This window comes from Legionella massiliensis (genome assembly GCF_000756815.1).
Classification (GTDB): domain Bacteria; phylum Pseudomonadota; class Gammaproteobacteria; order Legionellales; family Legionellaceae; genus Tatlockia; species Tatlockia massiliensis.
Genome location: NZ_CCVW01000005.1, coordinates 106,873 through 128,913 on the forward strand (window position 1 = coordinate 106,873; position 22,041 = coordinate 128,913).

Below are 22,041 nucleotides of genomic sequence, written 5' to 3' on the forward strand. Positions count from 1 at the left end.
TTTATAAAGGAGAATAGCAATAGAATTGAAAAAGCATGTTTATATCAACACAATATAAAGTTGTATTTAAAATACACCTTTAATATAATAAGTAGGAACCTACATCATAAGGAGCGTTACCATGTTAATGACTCACAAACCTGCTCAAACAATAAGTGATAAAATTGCCTTCGGTCTCGTTAAATTTTTTCGCTTTTTTGCAGATACTTTTTTCCAAAAGCGATACGGCAATCGCGCGATAGTTCTAGAAACTGTGGCTGCTGTTCCTGGTATGGTTGGTGCTGCCTTATTGCATTTGCGATGTTTAAGAAAAATTAAAAACGATGAAGGATGGATTAAAACCTTGCTGGATGAGGCAGAAAATGAACGAGTTCATTTAATCACTTTTATGTATATCGCGAAACCCAATTGGTTTGAGCGGTTCATCATTTTTACGGCACAGGCCATATTTGTAGTACTGTATCTTATAATGTATGTTATTTCTTCTAAAACAGCCCATCGTTTTGTGGGGTACCTTGAGGAAGAAGCGGTGGTTAGTTATACCCATTATATCGAGGAGCTAGATAAGGGTGCAATTGATAATTGCCCAGCCCCGCAAGTGGCTAAAGAGTATTGGGGTTTGGAGGAGCATGCACGATTACGTGAGGTGCTATTGGCTGTACGTCATGATGAGGAAGAGCACCGAGATGTGAATCATCAATTGGCTGACACGCTTGCTCAAGGGCAGGCCATTTTAACGGCATTGAAAACGGAGCAGCCTCGTATGGACGCGAAGAAACGTTAACAGATGCTGAAATGAAAAATATTTGATAAGGGATAGTCATGAACACACAAAATGATGATTTAATCTGTTACAAAAGTATACCCATTGATCCTCATGGAAAGCTCAAGTTCTTTCTTGAAAAACACAGTACGAAAGAGGGGACTTGGGGGCATCTGACCCTTCATGAAGGCGAAATTGATTTTGCTTTTTTAGATGGGGAAGGGCATGAGCTTTCACGTACACGGCTCAATAAAAACAACGCCAAATTATCTATTCCTCCTGCTTCATGGCATAAAATCATTCCAGTGAGTGCAGATTTTAATGCTCATCTTCAGTTTTATTGTAAACCGCATCGATATTTTAATAAGAAATACCATATGGGTGCACTGCATGGCGACCTATTCTATGCGTACCAAACTTATTTATCACATCAAAAACACCACAACATTCTTGATGTGGGTTGTGGTTCGGGGAGGAATCTGTTGTATTTTGCAAAACTTGGCTATCCTATTACTGGAGTTGATATCAATCAATCCGCATTAGAAAACATTAAGACGGTTGCCCAAGAAGAAAATCTAACCCAGGTCGATACTTTGCTACATGATTTAAATCAACCTCTAACTCTCACAAAAGAACAATATCACTTTGTGTTCTCTACAGTAACGCTGCAATTTTTAAATACTGAGCGTATCCCCTCCTTACTAACGGAGTTGCAAGAGGCAACAGCAAAGAATGGTTATCATTTTTTGGTTTTTCCTGTTCAATCAGAACTCTATTCATTACCTAATTCATTTACCTTTTTACCAAAACACGAGGAGCTTTATCATTTTTACCAGAATCGTGGTTGGTCTATATTGGAGTATAAAGAGTCGGTAGGCCATCTTCATAAAAAAGATGAGTCAGGTAGGCCAATATCCGGTTTATTTGGTTTGCTGCTTGCTCAAAAAATTATTTGATTGAATCAATCCTGGTTTTTTGTTTATTGAGTGATTCTCAGCAAAGCAAATAACTCGTTTTTATTGTGTAATACATCTGCCAAAGTGTAGCGTTCCAAAACACTGATAAAGGCGCTTTGTGCTTCATGTAAAATACTCTTGAGTTTGCATACCGGGGCAATGCAGCAATTTGCTTTTTCTTTATTAAAACAAGGAACCAAATCAAAGTGTGGCTCAAGTTTAATGATCAACTCACCCAAATTAATGGTTTCAGGAGAAGCTGCCATTAGGATTCCGCCATTCTTGCCGCGTATGGTCTTAATCAGCCCAAGTTTTGCTAAATTATGGATGATTTTGATCATGTGGTTGATGGAGATGGAGTAAGCTTCAGTAATGTCTTTAATAGTGCATGAGTCTTTTCTTAGCGCAATATAAATTAAGGCGCGTAGCGAGTAATCGGTAAATTGAGTCAGTTGCATAAAAATTCCTGTTAAATTTATTGACGCCTATTATTTCTTTTTATAAGATGCATATCAAATACATCTTATAGGAGTATACCATGTTTGAGTCGCTATTTGACCGATTAGGCGGACAAAATGCTGTCAATACTGCAGTAGATATCTTCTACCGCAAAATGTTACTGGATGAAAGAGTAAACTATTTTTTCGATGATATTGATATGGAGCAGCAAATTCTCAAACAAAAGGGATTTTTAACCATGGTTTTTGGTGGACCTAATCAATACACCGGAAAGAACATGCAAGAAGGGCATCGTCATTTATTGGAACGCGGATTAAACGATTCACATGTGGATATTGTGCTTGAACATTTGGGGGCAACGTTAAAAGAGCTGGGTGCTCATGATGAAGACATTCAAAAAGTTGCTACGATTGCCAATAGTGTTCGCGATGAGGTTTTGGGGCGCGCCTTATGAATACAGTAGAATTCAACCATCAGTCGTACACTTTGGCTCCTGACGAAAACCTTTTACAGTGTTTCCTGCGCCATGGAGTTGATTATCCTAACTCCTGTCAGGCAGGAATTTGCCAATCGTGTTTGATTAAAGCCAAAGAGGGTGAAGTCAATCCTATTTGGCAAGAAGGATTACCCGAAGTGCTTAAAGCTCAGGGTTATTTTCTTGCCTGTCTTGCAAAACCAGTCGCACCGCTTTATGTGACCTCACCAGATGCAGCAGAGTGCGAGGTGGAGGCTCAAATCATAAGCCTAGAACGACTCAATCAGAATGTGATTCAAGTGAAACTTAAGGTAGGGAATCTTGACCTTTGGATCCCAGGACAATACCTGTCCCTTATTAATCCTGAGGGAACCATGCGAAGTTATTCAATTGCTAATATTCCTACTCAGGATGGATATATTGAGTTGCACATTAAGGTTTATTCTCATGGTGCTATGGGGCAGTGGCTTTCGCAAAAAGCAACAAAAGACATGTCAGTTACGCTTAGAGGTCCTTTTGGCCAATGTTATTACTACAACCCAGATAAGCTTATGTTTAATCTTTTATTAGCAGGGACTGGAACGGGATTGGCACCGCTCATTGCAATTATTAAAAGTGCATTAATCCAAAAGCATGAAGGAAACATCACCTTGGTACATGGAGGTTTGGTTGATGAGGACATTTATTACAAAGAAGAGCTTGAAACATTGTCTTTGTTATTTCCTAACTTTTATTATGATCCATGTGTACTTCAAAGTCAGAGAGGATGCTATCCCGAAGCTTCAATTGAAAAAAGGGTATTGACGCACTTGAATGATCCGAATCAAACTCAAGCGTATGTATGTGGCCCTAAAGAGACGACCAACAAGTTAAAAACACGACTTTTTCTTGCAGGAGTCCCTTCAGCAAAAATTTACAGTGATGTTTTTCTATAATACGACATCTGAGATTAAGGGTATTGGCAAGTAATTGCTAATCGCTCTTTTATCTTCATCGTACTTTGTTATTTGCTACCTAAATTGAACTCATATATTGTTTTAGGCCTCATTCACAGATTGAGGCTCTGTGCGTTTAATTTGTGCTAATTTTGGGTAAAAAGGTTTTAATTTTATAATAAAATCGTAGGCCATAAACAAGGCACCCAGTGCAAAAACAACATCTCCAGGGAGGCGTAACCACTGCCACAACAACGTTGTATTATAAAATTCAAGACTTCGTGCATGGGCAAATCCATGCTCATAAACATCCATCAATTGTGCCCATCCGATAGGAAAGAAATTCAACACAATCCAAAGAACTAGGCCTATGTTATAGAACCAAAATGCCCAAGTACCTAAACGGTCACTCCATGGAAATCGATTTCCCGCAGCATAACGTAAACAAAAATAAATCAATCCCAAACCAAGCAGACCAAACGCACCAAACAAAGCAGTATGAGCATGATTTAAGGTTAAAAACGTTCCATGTTCATAATAATTGACGAGTGGTGCATTGAGTGTTCCTCCGCCGAATACTCCTGCGCCAACAAAATTCCAAAAGGATGCACCAAAAATATAAAGATAAGCTAAATTGTAGGTATAATCTCCTCTGCGCTTGATGAGTTGGCGCTCTTCAATCGCATCGATAATAAGAAGAGCTAAGGGTAAGACTTCAATAAAAGAAAACATGGAACCAAGTGGTACCCATATGTCAGGTGTACCCGTCCAATACCAATGATGTCCTGTACCAATGACTCCACCTAAAAAGATAAGAATGGTTTCAAAGAGCATGGCTCGCTCCGCCAGAAGACGAGAAACAAGACCAGTTCCCATTAAAATATAGGCTGTAGCGCATACAGCAAAAAATTCGAATGATTGTTCTACCCAAAGATGAACAACCCACCAGCGCCAAAAATCAGTAATGGTAAATGATTTTTCTATTCCGGTTAATGGGATCATTCCAAAGCAATAGAGTATTGCAACATTTAACGTACTTGCCCAAAAAAGATGCTCAAGATGGATTCGTCCAGTCCAAAACTCAACAGTCGCTGTTTTTAAGTGATTCCAGGTGGGCCACATCCCGCGAAACACAATAAAACTCCACAGGAAAAGCCCTAAACAAAATCCTATTTGCCATAATCGACCCAACTGGAGATAAGATAAACCCTGATTGCCAATCCAAAACCAGGCTTGATTCACATAGCCCATAATCCCTAAATAATCGCCAATAATTGCTCCACCAACAATAAACAAAGTTACCCAAAATAAGAGTTCCACATAAAAGCCTTGTCTTTTCGCCTCTTTTTTAGAAATCAGAGGCACAATAAAAACAGCAGCACTGATCCATGAAAGAGCAATCCAAACGATTGGTGTCTGAATGTGTACATCACGTAAGAAATTGAAGGGTAAAAAATTATTAAGATGAACTCCATAAAAGTCAGTGCGCTTTACATAATAATGCGCAAGAAGTGCGCCAACCGCAATCTGGACGAGAAGGATAAGTGCCACAATTACAAAATATTGTCCTACTTTACGCTGGCTTGGAGTCAATGGTTCGAAGTCCAAAAATAAGGGTGTTTTAGGTGCATTGTCCGGCGCACTGAGATAACGATGATAAATATAGAGCACTGCACCAAAACCTAAAAAGACAAAACAAAACGAAACCCAGGTCCAGTAAAAAGTATGAGGTGTTGGACTATTACCCATGGTGGGTTCATAAGGCCAATTGTTCGTATAGGAACTGTTTTGGCCAGGTCTACGAGCAATGGTCGTCAGCGATGAATAGATAAGAAAATCTGCCGTTTGTAACGCACTTTGCTCATCCAGGCTGTATGCTTTGGTCCAACCTGCTTCAGCATCATGATTGAGTAACGTTTGTGAGATTTCAGTACGTATCTGTTGTATGGCTTCTGTAAGAGGTTGAGATAAGATACTCGTTTGATGACTAAGATCTATTTGTTGGAGCTCATGTTGCATTGTTTTACGAACTACATACTGATCTCCTTCAGATAAACTCGCAAACGGCTTCTTTCCAAAACGCTGCTGCGCTATGTTTTCTTCGGTGAGCCTACCCAGTCGCACCAGATATTTTGCAGTGTAATCTTCCCCAAAATAAGAACCCATCCCATAAAGGCTCCCGTAATCCATAAGATCAGCGCGCTGAAATCCTGCTTTACCTGCGACAATATCTTCTTCTGTCATGATGATTTGTCCCGAAGAAGATATAAATTTTTGGGGTAGGGGAGGAGCCAATTGATAGGTTTTCACTGTACCCCAAATGATAATGGTGAAACAGATTATTGCTGTGATTAAGAGAATCCATTTTAAAACATTTGAAACAGGATCGATTTGGTTATTAGGCGTTCCATTGCTTGCATCGCATTGACTCATTAAATTTCTTCCCTTGGTGCTTGTATTATTTTTGCATGAGGGTTTTATTTTTATAACAAAATAATTCGTTATACCCAACCCAAATGACTCAAATTGTTCTATCTGTTTGACAATAGAGCGAAACAAGTTATTGTTTTATAATAAGATATAATATCATCAATAAGAAATAGTATAAATTTTATAGTATTCATTTTGAGATGAATTATGTGTACTTGGAACCTCATCCAGTACTCTTAGATTTCTTTATTTTAAAAGAGATACACAACTTGTGGCTATAAGTTGTATTTTAAATACAACTTTTGTAATATGAATGTAGTTCGGTGCTTAAGAGATTCATAAGGAGACAAAACCATGCATCTTGATCCACTTATTTTGTCACGCCTGCAATTTGCATGGGTTATTGGCCTTCATATTCTGTTGCCCGCGTTCACTGTAGGACTTGCTTCTTATATTGCCTTACTTGAAGGCGTTCATTTTATATCAAAGCGCGAAATTTATTTTCGTATTTCAACCTTTTGGACGAAAATTTTTGCCATTTCTTTTGGAATGGGGATTGTTTCCGGCATTGTCATGCCCTTTCAGTTTGGTACCAATTGGAGTCGTTATGCAGATTCCACGGCGAATGTTCTCTCACCACTTTTCGCGTATGAAGGGCTTACCGCATTTTTTCTTGAAGCAGCGTTTCTAGGAGTGCTCTTATTCGGTCGTAAATTGGTTCCTCGTTGGGCTCATTTTGGGGCTGCATTGATGGTCGCATCCGGTACACTCATCTCCTCATTTTGGATTCTGGCAGCAAACAGCTGGATGCAGACTCCAGCAGGCTATAAGATTGTGGATGGGCGTTTCTTTCCGGCAGATTGGTGGAGTATTATTTTTAATCCCTCATTTCCCTACCGTATTTTGCATAATGTCACGGGCTTTTACATCACTACCGCTTTGGTCGTCATTTCTGTGGCTGCTTATTTTATTCGTAGAAATCAATTTGTATCCGAAAGCCGAGTGATGCTTTCAATGACATTCTGGCTTTTAACGCTTCTTGTACCGTTGCAAATCGTCTTAGGCGATCTACACGGGTTAAACACACTGAAATATCAACCGGCAAAGCTTGCAGCAATCGAAGCACATTGGGAACCAGAAAAACGGGCTCCGCTTATTTTGTTTGCTCTTCCTGATGAAAAGAACGAAATGAATCATGCGGTGATTGAAATTCCATTGTTGGGGAGCCTTATTCTGACGCATGAACTCAATGGAGAGGTCCCAGGACTAAAACAATGGCCGGCTAACGAGCGCCCTCCAGTCGCAATCCCATTCTTTTCATTTCGTATTATGGTGGGTCTAGGCATTATAATGCTTGTCTTGATTGCCATTAGTTTATGGTTACGAATACGTCATCGTTTGTATGATACTCCTTGGTTTTTACGTACCTGTCAGTTTGCGGCTCCTCTTGGTTTTCTTGCAGTACTTGCAGGTTGGGCAACCACGGAAGTGGGTCGCCAACCATGGACCGTTTATGGGTTGCTGCGCACCTCTGATTCGGTTACTCCTTCACTGGCAGGTAGTGATGTTCTTCTTTCTCTGCTTGGTTACATAGTTGTTTACCTTATTATATTTCCTGTCGGTGCTTTTTTAATGGCACGAATTGTTCGCAAAGGATTTGCTGAACCAGAAGGCATTGAATTACCTATAGAAGGGGGTCAACATGCAAGTCCTATTACTTTCACGGAGCACCAATGATGATAATTGATTTTGCTCCTTTATGGACTGTCCTTCTTGCTGCGGCAGTGTTTTTCTACGTTTTGCTTGATGGTTTTGATTTAGGCGTGGGCATGCTTTATGGCCTGGCTCCAGACACAAAAACCCGTAATTTAATTATGAATTCTATTGCACCTATTTGGGATGGTAATGAAACATGGTTGGTATTTGGTGGTCTTGGCTTACTTGCCGCTTTTCCACTGGCCTTCGCCATTATTATTCCAGCTGTTTATTTTCCCATTTTAGTCATGTTGTTGGCCTTGGCTTTTCGTGGTGTTGCCTTTGAATTTCGTTTCAGAGACGCAGCTCATGTGACCTTTTGGGATCATGCGTTTTGTTACGGCTCAATGATTGCAACGTTTGCTCAAGGAGTCGTGCTTGGGGCATTTATTCAGGGTTTTAAAGTCGATGGGCGTCATTTTGTGGGCAGTTCTTTTGATTGCTTCACCTGGTTCTCTGTATTTACCGGTGTTGCACTCGTCTTTGGTTATGGTTTGTTGGGTGCAGGGTGGTTGATTCTTAAAACGGAAGGGGGTTTGCAACAAACTGCACGTCGGCAAGGACGCTGGTGTTTTCTGGGCGTACTTGCAGCAATTGTTATTGTAACTCTTTGGACGCCACTGATGGATGCGGACATCGCGCATCGCTGGTTTTCTTGGCCCAATATGGCTTATTTGTCACCTATACCGGTTATCACCATTCTCCTTGCCGTCTTTGAATGGCGGATGTTAAACAATAACTCTGAAATTGGCTCTTTTATTGGTGGGGTTGGATTATTTTTTATTTCCTACATTGGGATTGGTATTAGCTTGTTCCCCATGATTATTCCGCATCAATATACTTTATGGCAAGCAGCATCCCCTCCGGAAACCCAAACGTTCTTAATTGTGGGAACGATGTTTTTATTGCCTGTAATTCTTATGTATACAGCTTGGTCCTATTGGGTATTTCGTGGAAAAGTTCGGGCTGATGTTGGCTATCATTAATGGAAGTTTTTGCAGATATTTTAAAGCATCAACGTGTAGGCTTTTAATCCAAAAAAATTTCAGAAAATATCAGGTGCCCCATCGTCTTGAGATTTAAATGCAGGTGTTTGTGATGAGCGAATTGACTAAAAAACATATTGAGAAACTGGTAAAGCATTTTTATCTCAGGGTACAAAAAGATGAATTGCTCGGTCCCATATTTAACGACATGGCACAAGTTAATTGGGATCAACACATCAAACTGCTTTCTCAATTTTGGAACAGTATTATGTTAAAAACCCATGAATACCATGGCAATGCGTATGAAAAACATGTGCTCATTGGGCAAAAAACTCCTATTTATGAGGCACATTTTAGTCGTTGGCTCGATTTATTTAAGCAAGAAGCGGTAAAACACCTGCCCTCTGAGGCAGCCAATGACATGATACAAAAAGCTTCATTAATCGGAAAATCATTACAGTTTGGCATGATAGGGAAATCATGAAAAGTTGCAGGTGTGATTTTCAAAATAACGAAATAAGATGATGTTTGTTGTTTGCGGATTAAATCATAAAACGGCGCCAATTAATGTGCGTGAAAAAGTCGCCTCATCTTCGGCTATCCAAGATTTTTTGCTCCATAACCTATTGAGTCTTCCTGATATTAATGAAGCGGCTATTTTATCTACCTGTAACCGCATGGAAATCTACTGCTATACCCATAATCCACGAGTCCTTTCTTCCTGGCTTGCCCAAACACATCAATTGCCTGTTGAATCCTTAGCCCCTTTTTTATACCTGCATCAAAATGACCAGGGAATAAAACATACCCTACGCGTTGCGAGTGGCTTGGATTCCATGATGATTGGTGAACCTCAAATTTTGGGGCAAATGAAACAGGCTTATCAACAGGCATGCAACTTTGGAGCAATTAAAACCAAACTACGCCCTATTTTTGAAACTATTTTTAGTGCTTCAAAACGTGTGCGTACTCAAAGTGGGATAGGTACAAACCCAGTTTCTGTTGCCTATGCCGCAGTTCAATTAATCGGTAGGTTTTTTAAAGACTACAAATCGCTCAATGTCCTTTTGATTGGCTCGGGTGAGACAGCCTCCTTAGTTACAAAATATTTACATCAACAAGGTGTTCATCGTTTTCTAATCGCAAGTAGAACAATAGAACATGCCCAAAAGCTTGCCAAAGATTTTAATGGAAAAGCCATTGCACTTCATGATCTATCACATTTTCTACCACAAGCAGATGTAATTGTTTCTGCCACAACCTGTCCCATCCCTTTTATTAATAAAAGGCTGGTAGAAGAAGCTTTGTCGCAAAGAAATGATGCACCCATGTTCTTTTTAGATTTAGCAGTTCCTCGTGATATTGAGTCTCAGATTAACGAATTAGCACCAGTTTATCTCTATAATATTGATGATTTGCAAGTCATAATCGAAAAAGGAATGGATGAACGACATCAAGCCGCATTACATGCAGAACAATTGATAGAAGATGAATTAAACCTATATATTCAGAAACAGCGAGCCCTTAAAGCCAAAAATCTGATTTGTGATTATCGTAACCAAATGCACCATTTAGCACAAAAAGAGTTGGAGCATGCGTTGAAAAAACTTTCTTCGGGGTTATGCCAACAGCGCGTTTTAAATGAATTGAGTGAGCGTTTGGTGTATCAACTCATGAATATCCCTACTGCAATGAGCATAAGACATAGTCTCGAAGAGGACCACGAAGAGGTAATGAGCTTAGCACATTATCTTTTCAGTAAAATATAGAGTGGTTTACTTAACAACTTGATACTCAGTCTATACTAAATTTAAACCTAACTATCAGATGGTCTCTAAGTTAATAAATAGTCTCCTAAAGGATGAGCCATGAAAAAATCAGGCGATAAACAGGACAATAAAAAATTACAGTTGAATGCATCCAAACTTAGTCTGTCACATTTTTTGCATTGCGTTGCAAGAGGCGAACAGGAAGAAGCCGAGCGCCTATTGAATATACCAGTACAAAAAAATGGCAACTATGAAAATCTGTTGTTAGCACAAGAAACATTCACCGATTATTCAGATCGAACATTTGTATGTACTGCTTATGAGTATGCCTATTGGGCAAAGGATACACACATGTGCCGGATGCTGGAACAATATATGGATAAGGACACAAAATCGGATCTGTTAAAACGCTGCAAGTCGATAGAGAGGGATGGATTGAAGTACAGCCAACAGATTACACAGGTTGATGGGACCAAGCGTGTTGAGCAGTATTGTACAAAGCATTTTGACTTTACTCCACTCAAAACAGCATTGGAACAATATATTCAGGGATTTGCTCACTGGAGTTGGGATGAGAGAAAAAAGGCCTGGATGGCGGTAGGGGTAGCCCAGCGTGATCTTCCTGTTCATGTGATTAATGAATATTGCAGGCCGGATCGGACGTTTTATCCATTGCCACTGTTTGACGAAGATAAATTACCTAGAGTTATCACCTATTACGATCATCATATACGCAGTGATGTCTCATTGTATCCTTTGGTTATTTCTGACTCTTCTGGTCTTGGTGTTGATTTTGCATTAATTCGTGGCCGGTTTCGACCGGTGGCGGTACGAGCGCGACGCTGTGGCTCCGCGCTGCGGGCCGCGTGTGAATTAGCAGCCATTAGCCACCTTGATGAAGTAAGAACTACCGATCTCAAGCAGTCGGTTGAAAACCTGGGGTAATTCGAAAGAGCTGGTGAATGGGATTATCCCGTTTTTTAAAATGATGAATAAGGTTTTGCAAGAAATAATATCTCTTCATATGTTGAGGAGCGATTCAAAACTTTGTTCCTATGGGGGAATCTGCCAAACTTTTTTATAATGTTGTAATGCTGAGTCGCGGATTTTGCATGATTAAATAATCTTAAAGATAATTCTTGGTCAGCGATGTTTTCGCTATGCATGAAAGGCATGTACATAAAATGTCTTTTTTCATCAGTGGACAATTTTTTATCCATGCTCTGTTCAATTGCTAGTTTTGCTAAATTTAAAGCTTTAAGGTCAGTTGCAAAAGCCTGTGGAGATCCTCTAAAAAAGTTACGCGGAAATTGATCGAATATTATAATGAGACTTAACATTCCATCCGGCGTTTTTTTCCAGAAATCTAGTTTATCAGAACAAGCATCTTGATATGTTATTAAAAACTTATCTTTAATTAAGTTATCAAATTTTTTGTTTTTAGCAAACCAATATCGTTTTGATTCTGGAGCAAACCAGAAGTTTAAGATTTCGGAAAATGAAGAGTTAAGTTCAGGGATCATTCTGTCAATAAATGTAATATAAATATTAATAATACTCTTTAGTGATGCTTGAGAATAAGCATCATAAGAATAAATCAGTATAAAGTTCTGCTTTTGGATCCATAGCATAAGCTGAAAAATCAGTTACACCACTCTGTATTAATACCTCTTCATCTATAAAAAAATTACCTGTCACCAATTTTGACGGTTGAGTTAGTATCCAATGAGCTGCATCAGCAATGATCTGCGGTTTTCGACTTGCCATATATATTTCGTTAGGAAAATGAACTCGAATGGCGTCTGTCGCTATGGTTGTCCTTGGCCACAAGGAATTAACAGCAATTCCTGCTTTTTTTAACTCTTCAGAAAGCCCTAAAGTACACATACTCATACCGTATTTACTCATAGTATAAGCTAAATGAGGAGCAAACCATTTTTTATCCATATTCAATGGCGGAGATAAAGTCAAAATATGCGGATTAGTGCTTTTTATTAAATGCGGAATTGCAGCCTGAGAGCAAGCATAAGTTGCACGTGCATTAACTTCTTGCATCAAATCATAACGCTTCATAGGCGTATTAAGAGTATCTGTTAAACTAATTGCACTTGCATTATTTATTAAAACATCGAGTTTTCCAAAAGTTTCTATGGTTATATTTATAGCATTTTGGATCTGCTCTTCATCCCTAACATCAACCATTAAAGGAAGTGCCTGTCCACCAAGACTTTCAATTTCCTTTGCCACAGAGTAAATAGTTCCCTCAAGTGTTGGATGAGGTTGTGTGGTTTTCGCTGCAATTACAATACATGCCTTTTCTGTTGCAAATTTTAAAGCAATTTCCCGTCCTATTCCTCTGCTGCCTCCAGTAATAAACAAAACTCTAGTCATTTTTTTTCCTTAATTTTGTTGCCACCACCAATCCAGGCTAAAAACATACGCATTAATTTTCCATAAGGGGGTTCTAGCTGGTTGTTATCTCGATGTTAACGTGACTATTAATTGAATTCGAAATAAAACAATTTTCATGGGCTTTTTCACGCATTTTATTTACAGTATCATCGTCAGGAAGTTTAGATCCACCAAATTTAATTTTGGGATGCAATGTAATTTCTGTAACGCTAATTTTTCCACGCTCATTTTTATTCGTTATGCCAATAGCTTCATCGAGATAACTATCAATGATATAACCATTTTTGCAAGCTACTGCCAGAAATGTTTGCATATAACAACCCGATAATGCTGACACGAGCAATTCCTCAGGATTAGTCAATTCTGATTTACCAAAGTAGTCCTTTGGATTTGATGCTTGAATGTTTTCTCCACCGCTAAATGTGATCATGTAAGTACGATCATAGGTTTCATAATTAAAATCTTGCCCATTACGTTGCCAGTGAATAGAAGCTAAATGATTTCCCATAATGCCCTCCTTTTCTATAAACATGATTTAGTATTCAGAAAATTCTTCTGCAAATAAGCTCTAACGTGTATTTTCTTATTATTGTTTGTTACTCTACATGAGACAATCAAGTTTTCGCTAATAGTATAGTTAATAACGCCACTGCATTGTTGTGCCGAGTTTCCTTAGAACCATACAATAAAGTTACATTTTTATTTTTGGCTTCTTTTAAAATAACATCGATTTCTTCTTGTTTCTCAGTTAATTCCTCTGCATAGCGTTTTTGAAATTCAATCCACTTATTGGGATCATGATTAAACCATGTACGTAAAGAATCACTAGGTGCAATGTCTTTTAACCACAGATCAATCTGAGCGTCACTTTTTTTAATGCCACGAGGCCAAAGTCTGTCCACAAGAATTCGAAACCCATCTGATTTATTTGATTCCTCATAAATTCGTTTCACATGAATATTCATTGTCTCTGCCCCTGGGAGATGGCACGGCTTATTAATTTAAGTTTTTAACATTCCTCTTAGTACATAGTGTAAAATTCCCCCATTTTTGTAGTAATCTAATTCATTTAAAGTATCAATTCGCAAGATTAGATGAATCTCATTTTGAGTCTTATCTTCTTTATGGATAATAATTTTTACTTGCATACGTGGTTTCATCTCATGAGTAAGACCTACAATATCAATGAGTTCAGAGCCTGTAATTTGCAGTGTTTTACGGGTAACCCCTTCAGGAAACTCTAAAGGTAGAATTCCCATCCCTATCAAATTTGAACGATGGATTCGTTCAAAACTTTCTGCAATGACGGCTAACACACCTTGAAGCTTTGGCCCTTTTGCCGCCCAATCTCGAGAAGAGCCTGTTCCATATTCTTTCCCTGCAATGATAACCAATGCGGTGCGCTCCTTTTTATAACGCATTGCTGCATCATATATGGGTAGGATTTCATTACTGGGAATGTGTTTTGTAAAACCTCCTTCAACATCAGGCGTCATTTCATTTCTAATACGGATATTAGCAAATGTTCCTCGCATCATGACTTCATGATTTCCGCGACGCGATCCATAAGAATTAAAATCTTTGATTGAGACTCCTTTGTATTGTAGGTATTTTCCTGCAGGGCTGTCCGGCTTAATGGAGCCTGCAGGTGAAATATGATCGGTAGTAATACTGTCTCCAAAGAGTGCTAAAATTCGAGCTCCTTTTATTTCTTTAATTTTTTCGGGGTTCACATTCATTTCATCAAAATAGGGTGGGTGTTGAATGTAGGTTGAATTCACAGGCCAGGCATAAGTATCTGATTTGGAAATTTTCATCGCACGCCATTCATCTGTTCCTTCAAATATATGTGCATAAGTGTCATGAAACATGTTTCTGCTTATTTTTGCTACTTCACATGCAATTTCAGCATTTGTTGGCCATATATCTTTTAAATAAACAGGATTTCCTGATGCATCTTTTCCAAGTGGGTCTTTTGTCAAATCAATCAATGTGGTCCCTGCAAGTGCAAAGGCCACAACAAGCGGTGGTGATGCAAGCCAATTTGCTTTAACAAGCGGATGAATACGTCCCTCAAAATTACGATTACCTGAAAGTACCGCTGAAACAATCAAATCATGTTCAATCACCGTTTTTTCTACAGATTCGAGAAGTGGTCCGGAATTTCCAATACACGTGGTACACCCATAACCTACCAATGTGAATCCTAGTTCATTAAGATATTTTTGTAAGTTAGTTTCTTCCAAATAGCGAGTGACTACTTGAGAGCCTGGCGCAAATGAGGTTTTGACCCACGATTTTCGTGTTATTCCTTTTTCCACCGCTTTTTTTGCTAACAATCCTGCTGCAACAAGTACATTGGGATTAGATGTATTGGTACAACTGGTAATTGCAGCAATAACTACATCTCCATGATGCATTTCAAAATTTGAATCGGTAATAAACGATTTTTCCTTTTCTTCAGTACGGTTATTTTCTGTTAAGAATTGATGAAAAGTACTTGTCAGATAGGACAATTCAATGCGATCTTGTGGGCGTTTGGGGCCAGCAATACACGCTTTAATCGAGGATAAATCCAGTGTCACTATGTCGGTATAAACAGGCTCAAGATGAGGATCATGCCATAGTCCTTGAGTTTTCGCATAAGCTTCAACAAGAGCAATGTCTTGCTCCTCTCGTCCACTTAAACGCAAATAATCAAGGGTTATTTCATCAATAGGAAAAAAACCACATGTAGCACCATATTCAGGTGACATATTACCAATCGTTGCTCTATCCGCAATGGATAAATAACGTAGCCCATCACCAAAGTATTCAACAAATTTACCAACGACCCCTTTTTCACGCAAAAGATGGGTGATAGAAAGCACTAAATCAGTTGCTGTAATTCCCTCCTGTAACTGTCCTACCAATTTTACCCCAATGACTTCGGGAATGAGCAATGAAATGGGCTGTCCTAACATAGCCGCTTCTGCTTCAATACCCCCGACTCCCCACCCAAGTACCCCAAGACCGTTGATCATGGTCGTATGACTGTCTGTACCTACTAACGTATCAGGGTAGGCATATATTTTTCCGTTGATTTGCTGTGTCCAAACCGTTTTAGCCAAGTATTCTAAGTTAATCTGGTGACATATTCCGGTATCAGGCGGTACAACGCGGAAATTTTTAAATGCTTTTTGTCCCCACCGTAAAAATTCATATCGCTCATGATTTCTTTCCATTTCCATCTGTGCATTGACTGTAAACGCATTTGGAGTAAGGAATTCATCAACTTGTATGGAGTGATCAATAATCAGATCAACAGGAGAAAGTGGATTAATTTTTTCTGAGTTTCCACCAAGCTTTTTAATAGCAGCTCTCATTGCAGCGAGATCGACAATAGCTGGAACACCAGTAAAATCCTGCATTAAGACACGTGCAGGACGATAAGCTATTTCATGATCGGACGATTTTAATTTTAACCACTCAATAATTGCTTTGAGATCATCTACTGTAACGGTGTGTCCATCTAAATGACGAAGTAAATTTTCCAATAAGATTTTTAAAGTGAAGGGTAGTTTGGATAAATCCTTCAATCCTCCCTGTTCTGCCTCCTTCAAGCTGTAGTAATGATATTCATTTCCGTTGACTGAAAGGATTTGTTGTATGCTTTTGTGGAATTCATGGGTTAGAACAAGGTTTGATGAGGTTCTATGATGTTTTAGGTCATGTGTTCCAGCTGCCCAAGAGGGAGGGTCGCTTGCTGGAAAGGATTCCTCTGAAGACTCATTTATAATCGCCTGGTTTCTTTCCAACTTTGGACTTATGATCCAATTTATCCATCTTTTGATTTGCAACATGGCGATATCCTTATCGAAAAATTTTGCATGATAAAATTTTAGAAGCTAGATATATATTATAGTTAATTATTTGTGCGAATAACTGACTCAGTATGCAAGAAAAGAATGTGCCAAATTTAAAAGTTATGGTTGCTTCGAAGAACGAGTGTGTGTATCGCCTATCCGTTTGTAATTTACAATTTTATTTTGTATGACGAATTTATTTATTTTATTTTTATTCAATAGACTATAATTATCAGTATATTACTATGCATTGCTTGTAAAGGGTAAAGACGTCATCAATAATTACAGAAAGGTGAAAATATGCCATTTTCAGAAGCACTTGTAGAGGAAATAGTCCCTGTAGCGCAGAAACGTCTTATAACCATTAGAGACGATACTCCTTTATTAGAGGCCGCTAAATTTCTTGATGGTCGACACATCAATCTTGTCGTTATTTGCGACAAGGATGGAACAATGGTTGGTATCATTACTCGAACGGATGTTGTTCGCATGATGGCAGTGTGCCAGGGTTGTGGTTGTACCGTCTCTGTTGCGACGGTGATGACTAAAGATGTTATTTGCTGCCGTCCAACCGATTTGTTGCGAGATGTATGGACGACTATGAAAGAGCAAAATCTTTTGCATGTCCCTATCGTGGACGAGAATTTCAAACCGTTAGGGGTAATTAACGCACGCGATGCTCTTTTGGTTCTTATGGAAAAAGCAGAGTTTGAGAGCTCACTATTACGCGATTATGTTATGAACGTTGGATATAGATGATTTTGTGACGATAAGATTTAGAATCTAACTGAGAAATTCATCTTGAATTTTAGAGATTTGAAAAAAAAGTAGCCAAGATAAATTAGTCTTTTATCTTCTGAAGCGCTGATCCTTTATGCATGGCCATATGATCTGTTTTGTCGCTTTGAATCAAATATTGCGGCTCTTCTTTTGATGCATGAACGGTATAATTTTTAAATTTAATTTCAGAAGTAATTATTTTTTTAATTGTTCCTCTTACCCTTCCTGCTTCTGAGTTCCATTCAACATGATCGCCTATTTTAAACTCTTTTTTCATGAATGTATTCTCCTATCCATAGTTCAGATATCAAACAAGCCCTTAGCTTTTAGTTTCTGTAGCAATAAATGAAAATAAATCAATCCGGCATAGGGGTACCATTTTTGGGTAATCTGTGAAATCTGCCTGTAATCTAATTTTGTTTTAATCTGCAATAAGTTTTGTAAATTGTTTGACGCACCTACATCATCTCCTGGAAACATGTCAATTTTTCCTAGTCCACGTAACAAAATATATTCTGCAGACCATCGCCCAATTCCCTTAAATTGGCATAAAAATGCGACAATCTCATTGTTCGTCTTATCTTCTAAATGATGAAACAAGGTTTCATCAGAACTAATTCTAGTCGATAACTCAATAAGTGTTTCGCATTTATTGGTGCTATAGCCTAATTTTTTTAATTCCAAAATGGAGCAGTTTGCTACATCTTTGGGTATAGGGAATGCATAAAATGTTTCATCAGCATTATGGATATTTTTTCCAACATATTGAATAAAGCGGTTTTGAACTTGTAATCCTGCGTCAAGTGATAATTGCTGACAGGAAATTGCATTCACAAGTGCTTCAAAAATACTTGGAAATCGTGGTGGTTTCAGACCTTTAAATTGCCTTATTATAGGAGCTAAATGAGGATCTTGTTCTGCAATGCGATAAAAATCGATTAAGTTGCAGTTCAGACCAAACATCTTTTCTAATAATCGAACTAACTCTTTTTTTATTTTGGGGCTAATTGTTTGGTTGGTTGATACTAAAATTTCTTGCTCATTTTTTTGCTCTACATCCACTTTAATCAATTGATTTTCAATAAAAAACAATCGTGTGTAGCGGTTTTCACGCCATAAATCAACAATATTTTTGCTCCTTCTACGCAATGCCCATACCGTATAATCAAGTCTGAATGGTTGTAGTGGGAACAAAAGAAATGAAGTATCCATATTATTATTTTTTAATAAACTCTTTCTATTGGTTCCAATGGATCTACAAAATTAGGCTTCATATTGACAGGACGGTATTTGACCTGTTCATCTAAAAAAACAACGATGTGTTTTAACCAACCCTTATCATCGCGTTTTGGATAATCTTCACGGCTGTGTGCTCCTCTACTTTCTTTACGAGTTAACGCAGCTGTAGCAGTCATTAAAGCAACGTCCATCAAATTATCTAATTCTAAGGCTTGGATTCGTGCTGTATTAAAAATATTGCTCGTATCCGTTAAAACTGCATGCTGAAGCCGTGCACGCAATTCCTTTAATTGGTTGAGTCCTTCTAGCATGTGTTCTTCCATGCGAAATACACCAAAATTAATTTGCATTACTTTTTGCATTTCTTGTCGAATCAGTCTGTAGTCCTCTCCTTTTTTAGAATTATTCCAGCGATTGATTTGCGCACATGCTGCTTCAATATCACTTTCGGTGACAGAATGTAGCGGTAAATCTTCTTTAATTGCTTTTTCAGCATGTAAGCCAGAGGATTTACCAAACACAACCAAATCCAACAAGGAATTACTGCCCAAACGATTGGCACCATGAACTGAGACACAGGCACATTCACCGATTGCATAAAGTCCTTCTACGATTTGATCTTCATCCTTATTGCCTATTGTAATTACTTGACCATGTACATTGGTTGGGATGCCACCCATCATATAATGACACGTAGGTGTTACTGGAATGGGTTCATGAATCGGATCGGTATGTGCAAAAGTGATTGCTAATTCGCGTATTCCAGGTAGTCGTGAATTGATAACTTCCGCACTTAAATGATCGAGTTTTAATTTTACATGATCAATACCGCGTGTGTTAAAGCCATTACCTGCACGCAGTTCTAGTGCTATTGCGCGAGAAACAACATCACGGGAAGCAAGATCTTTGGCATGTGGCGCATAGCGTTCCATAAAACGCTCACCATTTTTATTGATAAGATATCCACCTTCACCTCGTACTGCTTCAGTGATTAAGATACCAACACCTGGTAATCCTGTTGGATGAAATTGCCACATTTCAATATCTTGCAGCGGCAGTCCTGCACGTAATGACATTCCTAACCCATCACCTGTATTAATCAATGCATTGGTGGAGGTTTCAAAAATTCTACCGGAACCACCAGTTGCAAGAATAGTGGCGTTGGCATTAAAAAATGCTAATTCACCTGTCTCGATGCATAGCGCAACTACTCCTGCAATTTTATTTTGAGCGTTTTTTACAAGATCAATCGCAAACCACTCATTGAAAAAGTGCGTTTTGGCTTTGACATTATTTTGGAACAAAGTATGAAGCAATGCATGTCCTGTGCGATCTGCAACAGCACATGTACGTTGAGCAACTCCTTTTCCATATTCTATTGTCTGCCCCCCAAAAGCGCGTTGATATATTTTTCCATTATCCAGGCGTGAGAAGGGCATACCCATATGTTCTAAATCATACATCGCATCAGGTGCCATTTTACACATGTATTCAATGCTATCTTGATCACCTAGGTAATCTGATCCTTTAACGGTATCAAACATATGCCAGCGCCAGTCATCAGGATGAACATTACCTAATGCGGCAGCAATTCCACCTTGAGCGGAAACGGTATGTGAGCGGGTGGGATATACTTTCGAAATGACTGCAACTTTTAATCCTGAATGTGCCAGTTGTAATGAGGCAGTCATTCCAGCACCTCCTGCGCCTACAATTACTGCATCAAATGTATACTGTGCTAAATTCATTTTAAGTACTCCGTTAAGCTATTTTCCATAAAATTTCAACACCCCAAAAAAAATACACAATCAAGGTGAAAATGACTAATACCTGGATGATTAATCGAATAGTAAAGAGGTTGATGTAATCGGTAATGACGGTCCAAATTCCAACCCAGGCATGCAAAAATAAGCTTAACAATGCAGTAAGTGAAAATACTTGCATCCATGTGGTAGAAAAGAAATGTCGTAAAGAGGCATGATCAAGATTTGGGTGGAGGTAAAAAAATCCTAATAAGACAAAAAAATAAAGGGCTATGACAAGAGAAGAAAAACGTTGTACTAACCAATCTTTCAAGCCACTCCCAGTTAAACTCATACTCACCGATAATTTGTTTACCATAACCAGCTCCCTAATAATATTGCTGCGAGGAGGGTTATTACTACGGTTATTCCTCCGCTTAAGCGTGCGCTTTTAAGGCTTTCTCCTATTCCAATATCCATCAATAGATGACGAATGCCCGCAATGAGGTGATACCATAGTGCAACTAAAAATAGCCATAATAATAATTTGACAGGAAGATTTGTTAATAGTGTTTGCACCCGTTCAAATCCATCTGTTGTGCCTGTAGCACTATCCAGCATCCATAATAAAAAGGGGATCAGCAAAAACAAAAAAATACCTGATAATCGATGTAATAGAGAAATAATAGCGGTGAATGGATAGCGAATAGTCAATAAATTTAAGTTACGAAATTGATGCTCATTCATCATTAATTTCCTTTGCTGAATTAGAAAAATTAAGATTCCTTTTTCGTCATTATTCGACGGATATCTGCTATAGCTGCAGAAGGATTTAAATGTTTTGGACATACCACCGTACAATTCATTATGGTTCGACACCGAAAAACACTAAATGGATCCTGTAAATCAGCTAAACGTTTATCCGTTGCTGTATCGCGGCTGTCTTGAAGAAATCGATTGGCCCATAACAAACCTGCAGGTCCAATAAATTTTTCTGGATTCCACCAAGATGAAGGACAAAAACTGGTGCAACACGCGCATAAAATGCATTCATATAGTCCATCTAACTTATCACGTTCTTCAGGTGTTTGTAGTCTTTCTGTTCTTGGTGGCTCGGTGTCGTTTTGTAAATAAGGTTGAACACGTTCATACTGTTTAAAAAATAAGGTGAAATCCACCACTAAATCGCGAATTACCGGCATATTAACCAATGGCCTTATCACTATGGGCGGAGTTAAAGATGAGAGTGATGTGATACACGCCAAACGATTTAACCCATTAATGTTCATGCCATCAGAACCACATACACCCTCACGGCAAGATGCACGAAATACAAGTGTTTCATCTTCTTCTTTTATGAGTTGAAGTGCATCCAGCACCATCATGTCAGAGCCTTGGGGAATTTCCAGTTCATAATCCTTCATATAAGGTGCTGAATCAGTTTCTGGATTGTAGCGGGAAATAGAAAATCGCATTAAGACCTCCTGTCTTTTAA

23 protein-coding genes are annotated in these 22,041 nt (G+C 38.6%); 10 read left to right on the forward strand and 13 right to left on the reverse strand.

From position 1 onward, the window contains the following. The first annotated feature begins 121 nt into the window (after positions 1-121). Positions 122-784, forward strand: coding sequence for an alternative oxidase (locus tag BN1094_RS18245; protein WP_044012709.1), 663 nt, complete (start codon positions 122-124; stop codon positions 782-784). Positions 785-822: 38 nt separating this feature from the next. Then, on the forward strand, positions 823-1,719 hold the full coding sequence (tehB, locus tag BN1094_RS18250; protein WP_044012714.1) for an SAM-dependent methyltransferase TehB: 897 nt from the start codon (positions 823-825) through the stop codon (positions 1,717-1,719). 23 nt (positions 1,720-1,742) lie between these two features. Here tehB and BN1094_RS18255 read toward each other — a convergent pair whose 3' ends face one another. Then, on the reverse strand, positions 1,743-2,177 hold the full coding sequence (locus BN1094_RS18255; RefSeq protein ID WP_044012718.1) for an Rrf2 family transcriptional regulator: 435 nt from the start codon (positions 2,175-2,177) through the stop codon (positions 1,743-1,745). 80 nt (positions 2,178-2,257) lie between these two features. Here BN1094_RS18255 and BN1094_RS18260 point away from each other — a divergent pair, with 80 nt between their 5' ends. Beyond that, a complete protein-coding gene (locus tag BN1094_RS18260; RefSeq protein WP_044012721.1) occupies positions 2,258-2,632 on the forward strand; it encodes a group I truncated hemoglobin in 375 nt (124 codons plus the stop codon). Then, entirely contained in the window at positions 2,629-3,588 is a 960-nt protein-coding gene (locus BN1094_RS18265) for an FAD-binding oxidoreductase (RefSeq protein WP_044012724.1), read from the forward strand. Before BN1094_RS18260 ends, BN1094_RS18265 begins: the two co-directional genes overlap by 4 nt. Positions 3,589-3,690: 102 nt before the next feature. Here the strand turns inward: BN1094_RS18265 and BN1094_RS18270 are convergent, their stop codons facing one another. Beyond that, positions 3,691-6,021, reverse strand: a complete 2,331-nt coding sequence (locus BN1094_RS18270) for a nitric-oxide reductase large subunit (RefSeq protein WP_044012727.1) — start codon at positions 6,019-6,021, stop codon at positions 3,691-3,693. A 351-nt stretch (positions 6,022-6,372) separates the two neighbouring features. On the opposite strand from BN1094_RS18270, the gene BN1094_RS18275 reads away from it, so the two are divergent. From BN1094_RS18275 to BN1094_RS18295, 5 genes are all read left to right on the forward strand, one after another. After that, entirely contained in the window at positions 6,373-7,755 is a 1,383-nt protein-coding gene (locus tag BN1094_RS18275) for a cytochrome ubiquinol oxidase subunit I (protein ID WP_044012730.1), read from the forward strand. Continuing rightward, positions 7,752-8,759: a cytochrome d ubiquinol oxidase subunit II gene (gene cydB / locus BN1094_RS18280; RefSeq protein WP_081935206.1), complete on the forward strand. Its 1,008-nt coding sequence runs from the start codon at positions 7,752-7,754 to the stop codon at positions 8,757-8,759. Before BN1094_RS18275 ends, cydB begins: the two co-directional genes overlap by 4 nt. A 112-nt stretch (positions 8,760-8,871) precedes the next feature. Continuing rightward, positions 8,872-9,243, forward strand: a complete 372-nt coding sequence (locus BN1094_RS18285; RefSeq protein ID WP_044012961.1) for a group III truncated hemoglobin — start codon at positions 8,872-8,874, stop codon at positions 9,241-9,243. A gap of 37 nt (positions 9,244-9,280) precedes the next feature. After that, the gene (gene hemA / locus BN1094_RS18290) at positions 9,281-10,528 is read left to right on the forward strand and encodes a glutamyl-tRNA reductase (protein ID WP_044012733.1); all 1,248 of its coding nucleotides are present in this window, start codon (positions 9,281-9,283) and stop codon (positions 10,526-10,528) included. A 99-nt stretch (positions 10,529-10,627) separates the two neighbouring features. After that, on the forward strand, positions 10,628-11,473 hold the full coding sequence (locus BN1094_RS18295) for a hypothetical protein (RefSeq protein WP_044012737.1): 846 nt from the start codon (positions 10,628-10,630) through the stop codon (positions 11,471-11,473). Positions 11,474-11,508: 35 nt separating this feature from the next. On the opposite strand, the gene BN1094_RS18300 is transcribed toward BN1094_RS18295, so the two are convergent. The 5 genes from BN1094_RS18300 to acnA all read right to left on the reverse strand — a co-directional run bounded on the left by BN1094_RS18300 (position 11,509) and on the right by acnA (position 16,782). Beyond that, positions 11,509-12,051 carry a DUF924 family protein gene (locus BN1094_RS18300; RefSeq protein ID WP_044012965.1) on the reverse strand — a complete coding sequence of 181 codons (543 nt, stop codon included), beginning with the start codon at positions 12,049-12,051 and terminating at the stop codon, positions 11,509-11,511. Between the two features lie 61 nt (positions 12,052-12,112). Next, positions 12,113-12,919 (reverse strand): SDR family oxidoreductase, encoded by an 807-nt coding sequence (locus BN1094_RS18305; RefSeq protein ID WP_044012741.1) that lies wholly within the window; start codon positions 12,917-12,919, stop codon positions 12,113-12,115. A 73-nt stretch (positions 12,920-12,992) separates the two neighbouring features. Further along, the gene (locus BN1094_RS18310) at positions 12,993-13,448 is read right to left on the reverse strand and encodes an OsmC family protein (RefSeq protein ID WP_044012746.1); all 456 of its coding nucleotides are present in this window, start codon (positions 13,446-13,448) and stop codon (positions 12,993-12,995) included. A gap of 106 nt (positions 13,449-13,554) precedes the next feature. After that, positions 13,555-13,905, reverse strand: coding sequence for a DUF488 domain-containing protein (locus BN1094_RS18315; RefSeq protein ID WP_044012751.1), 351 nt, complete (start codon positions 13,903-13,905; stop codon positions 13,555-13,557). Between the two features lie 36 nt (positions 13,906-13,941). Continuing rightward, on the reverse strand, positions 13,942-16,782 hold the full coding sequence (acnA, locus tag BN1094_RS18320) for an aconitate hydratase AcnA (protein ID WP_081935207.1): 2,841 nt from the start codon (positions 16,780-16,782) through the stop codon (positions 13,942-13,944). A 303-nt stretch (positions 16,783-17,085) separates the two neighbouring features. Between acnA and BN1094_RS18325 the strand changes: the two genes are divergently transcribed. Beyond that, the gene (locus BN1094_RS18325; RefSeq protein WP_044012754.1) at positions 17,086-17,544 is read left to right on the forward strand and encodes a CBS domain-containing protein; all 459 of its coding nucleotides are present in this window, start codon (positions 17,086-17,088) and stop codon (positions 17,542-17,544) included. An 82-nt stretch (positions 17,545-17,626) separates the two neighbouring features. Here BN1094_RS18325 and BN1094_RS18330 read toward each other — a convergent pair whose 3' ends face one another. From BN1094_RS18330 to BN1094_RS18355, 6 genes are read right to left on the reverse strand one after another with little or no spacing between them, the layout of a single operon-like run. After that, a complete protein-coding gene (locus BN1094_RS18330) occupies positions 17,627-17,842 on the reverse strand; it encodes a hypervirulence associated TUDOR domain-containing protein (RefSeq protein WP_044012760.1) in 216 nt (71 codons plus the stop codon). Between the two features lie 23 nt (positions 17,843-17,865). Next, positions 17,866-18,777, reverse strand: coding sequence for a DNA-3-methyladenine glycosylase family protein (locus BN1094_RS18335; RefSeq protein WP_044012764.1), 912 nt, complete (start codon positions 18,775-18,777; stop codon positions 17,866-17,868). 11 nt (positions 18,778-18,788) lie between these two features. Then, entirely contained in the window at positions 18,789-20,552 is a 1,764-nt protein-coding gene (gene sdhA, locus BN1094_RS18340; RefSeq protein ID WP_044012768.1) for a succinate dehydrogenase flavoprotein subunit, read from the reverse strand. Positions 20,553-20,565: 13 nt separating this feature from the next. Further along, positions 20,566-20,925: a succinate dehydrogenase, hydrophobic membrane anchor protein gene (sdhD, locus tag BN1094_RS18345; protein WP_044012771.1), complete on the reverse strand. Its 360-nt coding sequence runs from the start codon at positions 20,923-20,925 to the stop codon at positions 20,566-20,568. Further along, entirely contained in the window at positions 20,919-21,296 is a 378-nt protein-coding gene (gene sdhC / locus BN1094_RS18350; protein WP_245614418.1) for a succinate dehydrogenase, cytochrome b556 subunit, read from the reverse strand. The genes sdhD and sdhC overlap by 7 nt, the downstream gene beginning before the upstream one ends. Positions 21,297-21,322: 26 nt before the next feature. Continuing rightward, entirely contained in the window at positions 21,323-22,021 is a 699-nt protein-coding gene (locus tag BN1094_RS18355) for a succinate dehydrogenase iron-sulfur subunit (protein WP_044012778.1), read from the reverse strand. Between the last annotated feature and the right edge of the window lie 20 nt (positions 22,022-22,041).

Coding starts and splice junctions, on each gene's coding strand:
- BN1094_RS18245 (WP_044012709.1), top strand. CDS start 122: ATGTTAATGACTCACAAACCTGCTCAAACAATAAGTGATAAAATTGCC.
- tehB (WP_044012714.1), top strand. CDS start 823: ATGAACACACAAAATGATGATTTAATCTGTTACAAAAGTATACCCATT.
- BN1094_RS18255 (WP_044012718.1), bottom strand. CDS start 2,177: ATGCAACTGACTCAATTTACCGATTACTCGCTACGCGCCTTAATTTAT.
- BN1094_RS18260 (WP_044012721.1), top strand. CDS start 2,258: ATGTTTGAGTCGCTATTTGACCGATTAGGCGGACAAAATGCTGTCAAT.
- BN1094_RS18265 (WP_044012724.1), top strand. CDS start 2,629: ATGAATACAGTAGAATTCAACCATCAGTCGTACACTTTGGCTCCTGAC.
- BN1094_RS18270 (WP_044012727.1), bottom strand. CDS start 6,021: ATGAGTCAATGCGATGCAAGCAATGGAACGCCTAATAACCAAATCGAT.
- BN1094_RS18275 (WP_044012730.1), top strand. CDS start 6,373: ATGCATCTTGATCCACTTATTTTGTCACGCCTGCAATTTGCATGGGTT.
- cydB (WP_081935206.1), top strand. CDS start 7,752: ATGATGATAATTGATTTTGCTCCTTTATGGACTGTCCTTCTTGCTGCG.
- BN1094_RS18285 (WP_044012961.1), top strand. CDS start 8,872: ATGAGCGAATTGACTAAAAAACATATTGAGAAACTGGTAAAGCATTTT.
- hemA (WP_044012733.1), top strand. CDS start 9,281: ATGATGTTTGTTGTTTGCGGATTAAATCATAAAACGGCGCCAATTAAT.
- BN1094_RS18295 (WP_044012737.1), top strand. CDS start 10,628: ATGAAAAAATCAGGCGATAAACAGGACAATAAAAAATTACAGTTGAAT.
- BN1094_RS18300 (WP_044012965.1), bottom strand. CDS start 12,051: ATGATCCCTGAACTTAACTCTTCATTTTCCGAAATCTTAAACTTCTGG.
- BN1094_RS18305 (WP_044012741.1), bottom strand. CDS start 12,919: ATGACTAGAGTTTTGTTTATTACTGGAGGCAGCAGAGGAATAGGACGG.
- BN1094_RS18310 (WP_044012746.1), bottom strand. CDS start 13,448: ATGGGAAATCATTTAGCTTCTATTCACTGGCAACGTAATGGGCAAGAT.
- BN1094_RS18315 (WP_044012751.1), bottom strand. CDS start 13,905: ATGAATATTCATGTGAAACGAATTTATGAGGAATCAAATAAATCAGAT.
- acnA (WP_081935207.1), bottom strand. CDS start 16,782: ATGTTGCAAATCAAAAGATGGATAAATTGGATCATAAGTCCAAAGTTG.
- BN1094_RS18325 (WP_044012754.1), top strand. CDS start 17,086: ATGCCATTTTCAGAAGCACTTGTAGAGGAAATAGTCCCTGTAGCGCAG.
- BN1094_RS18330 (WP_044012760.1), bottom strand. CDS start 17,842: ATGAAAAAAGAGTTTAAAATAGGCGATCATGTTGAATGGAACTCAGAA.
- BN1094_RS18335 (WP_044012764.1), bottom strand. CDS start 18,777: ATGGATACTTCATTTCTTTTGTTCCCACTACAACCATTCAGACTTGAT.
- sdhA (WP_044012768.1), bottom strand. CDS start 20,552: ATGAATTTAGCACAGTATACATTTGATGCAGTAATTGTAGGCGCAGGA.
- sdhD (WP_044012771.1), bottom strand. CDS start 20,925: ATGGTAAACAAATTATCGGTGAGTATGAGTTTAACTGGGAGTGGCTTG.
- sdhC (WP_245614418.1), bottom strand. CDS start 21,296: ATGATGAATGAGCATCAATTTCGTAACTTAAATTTATTGACTATTCGC.
- BN1094_RS18355 (WP_044012778.1), bottom strand. CDS start 22,021: ATGCGATTTTCTATTTCCCGCTACAATCCAGAAACTGATTCAGCACCT.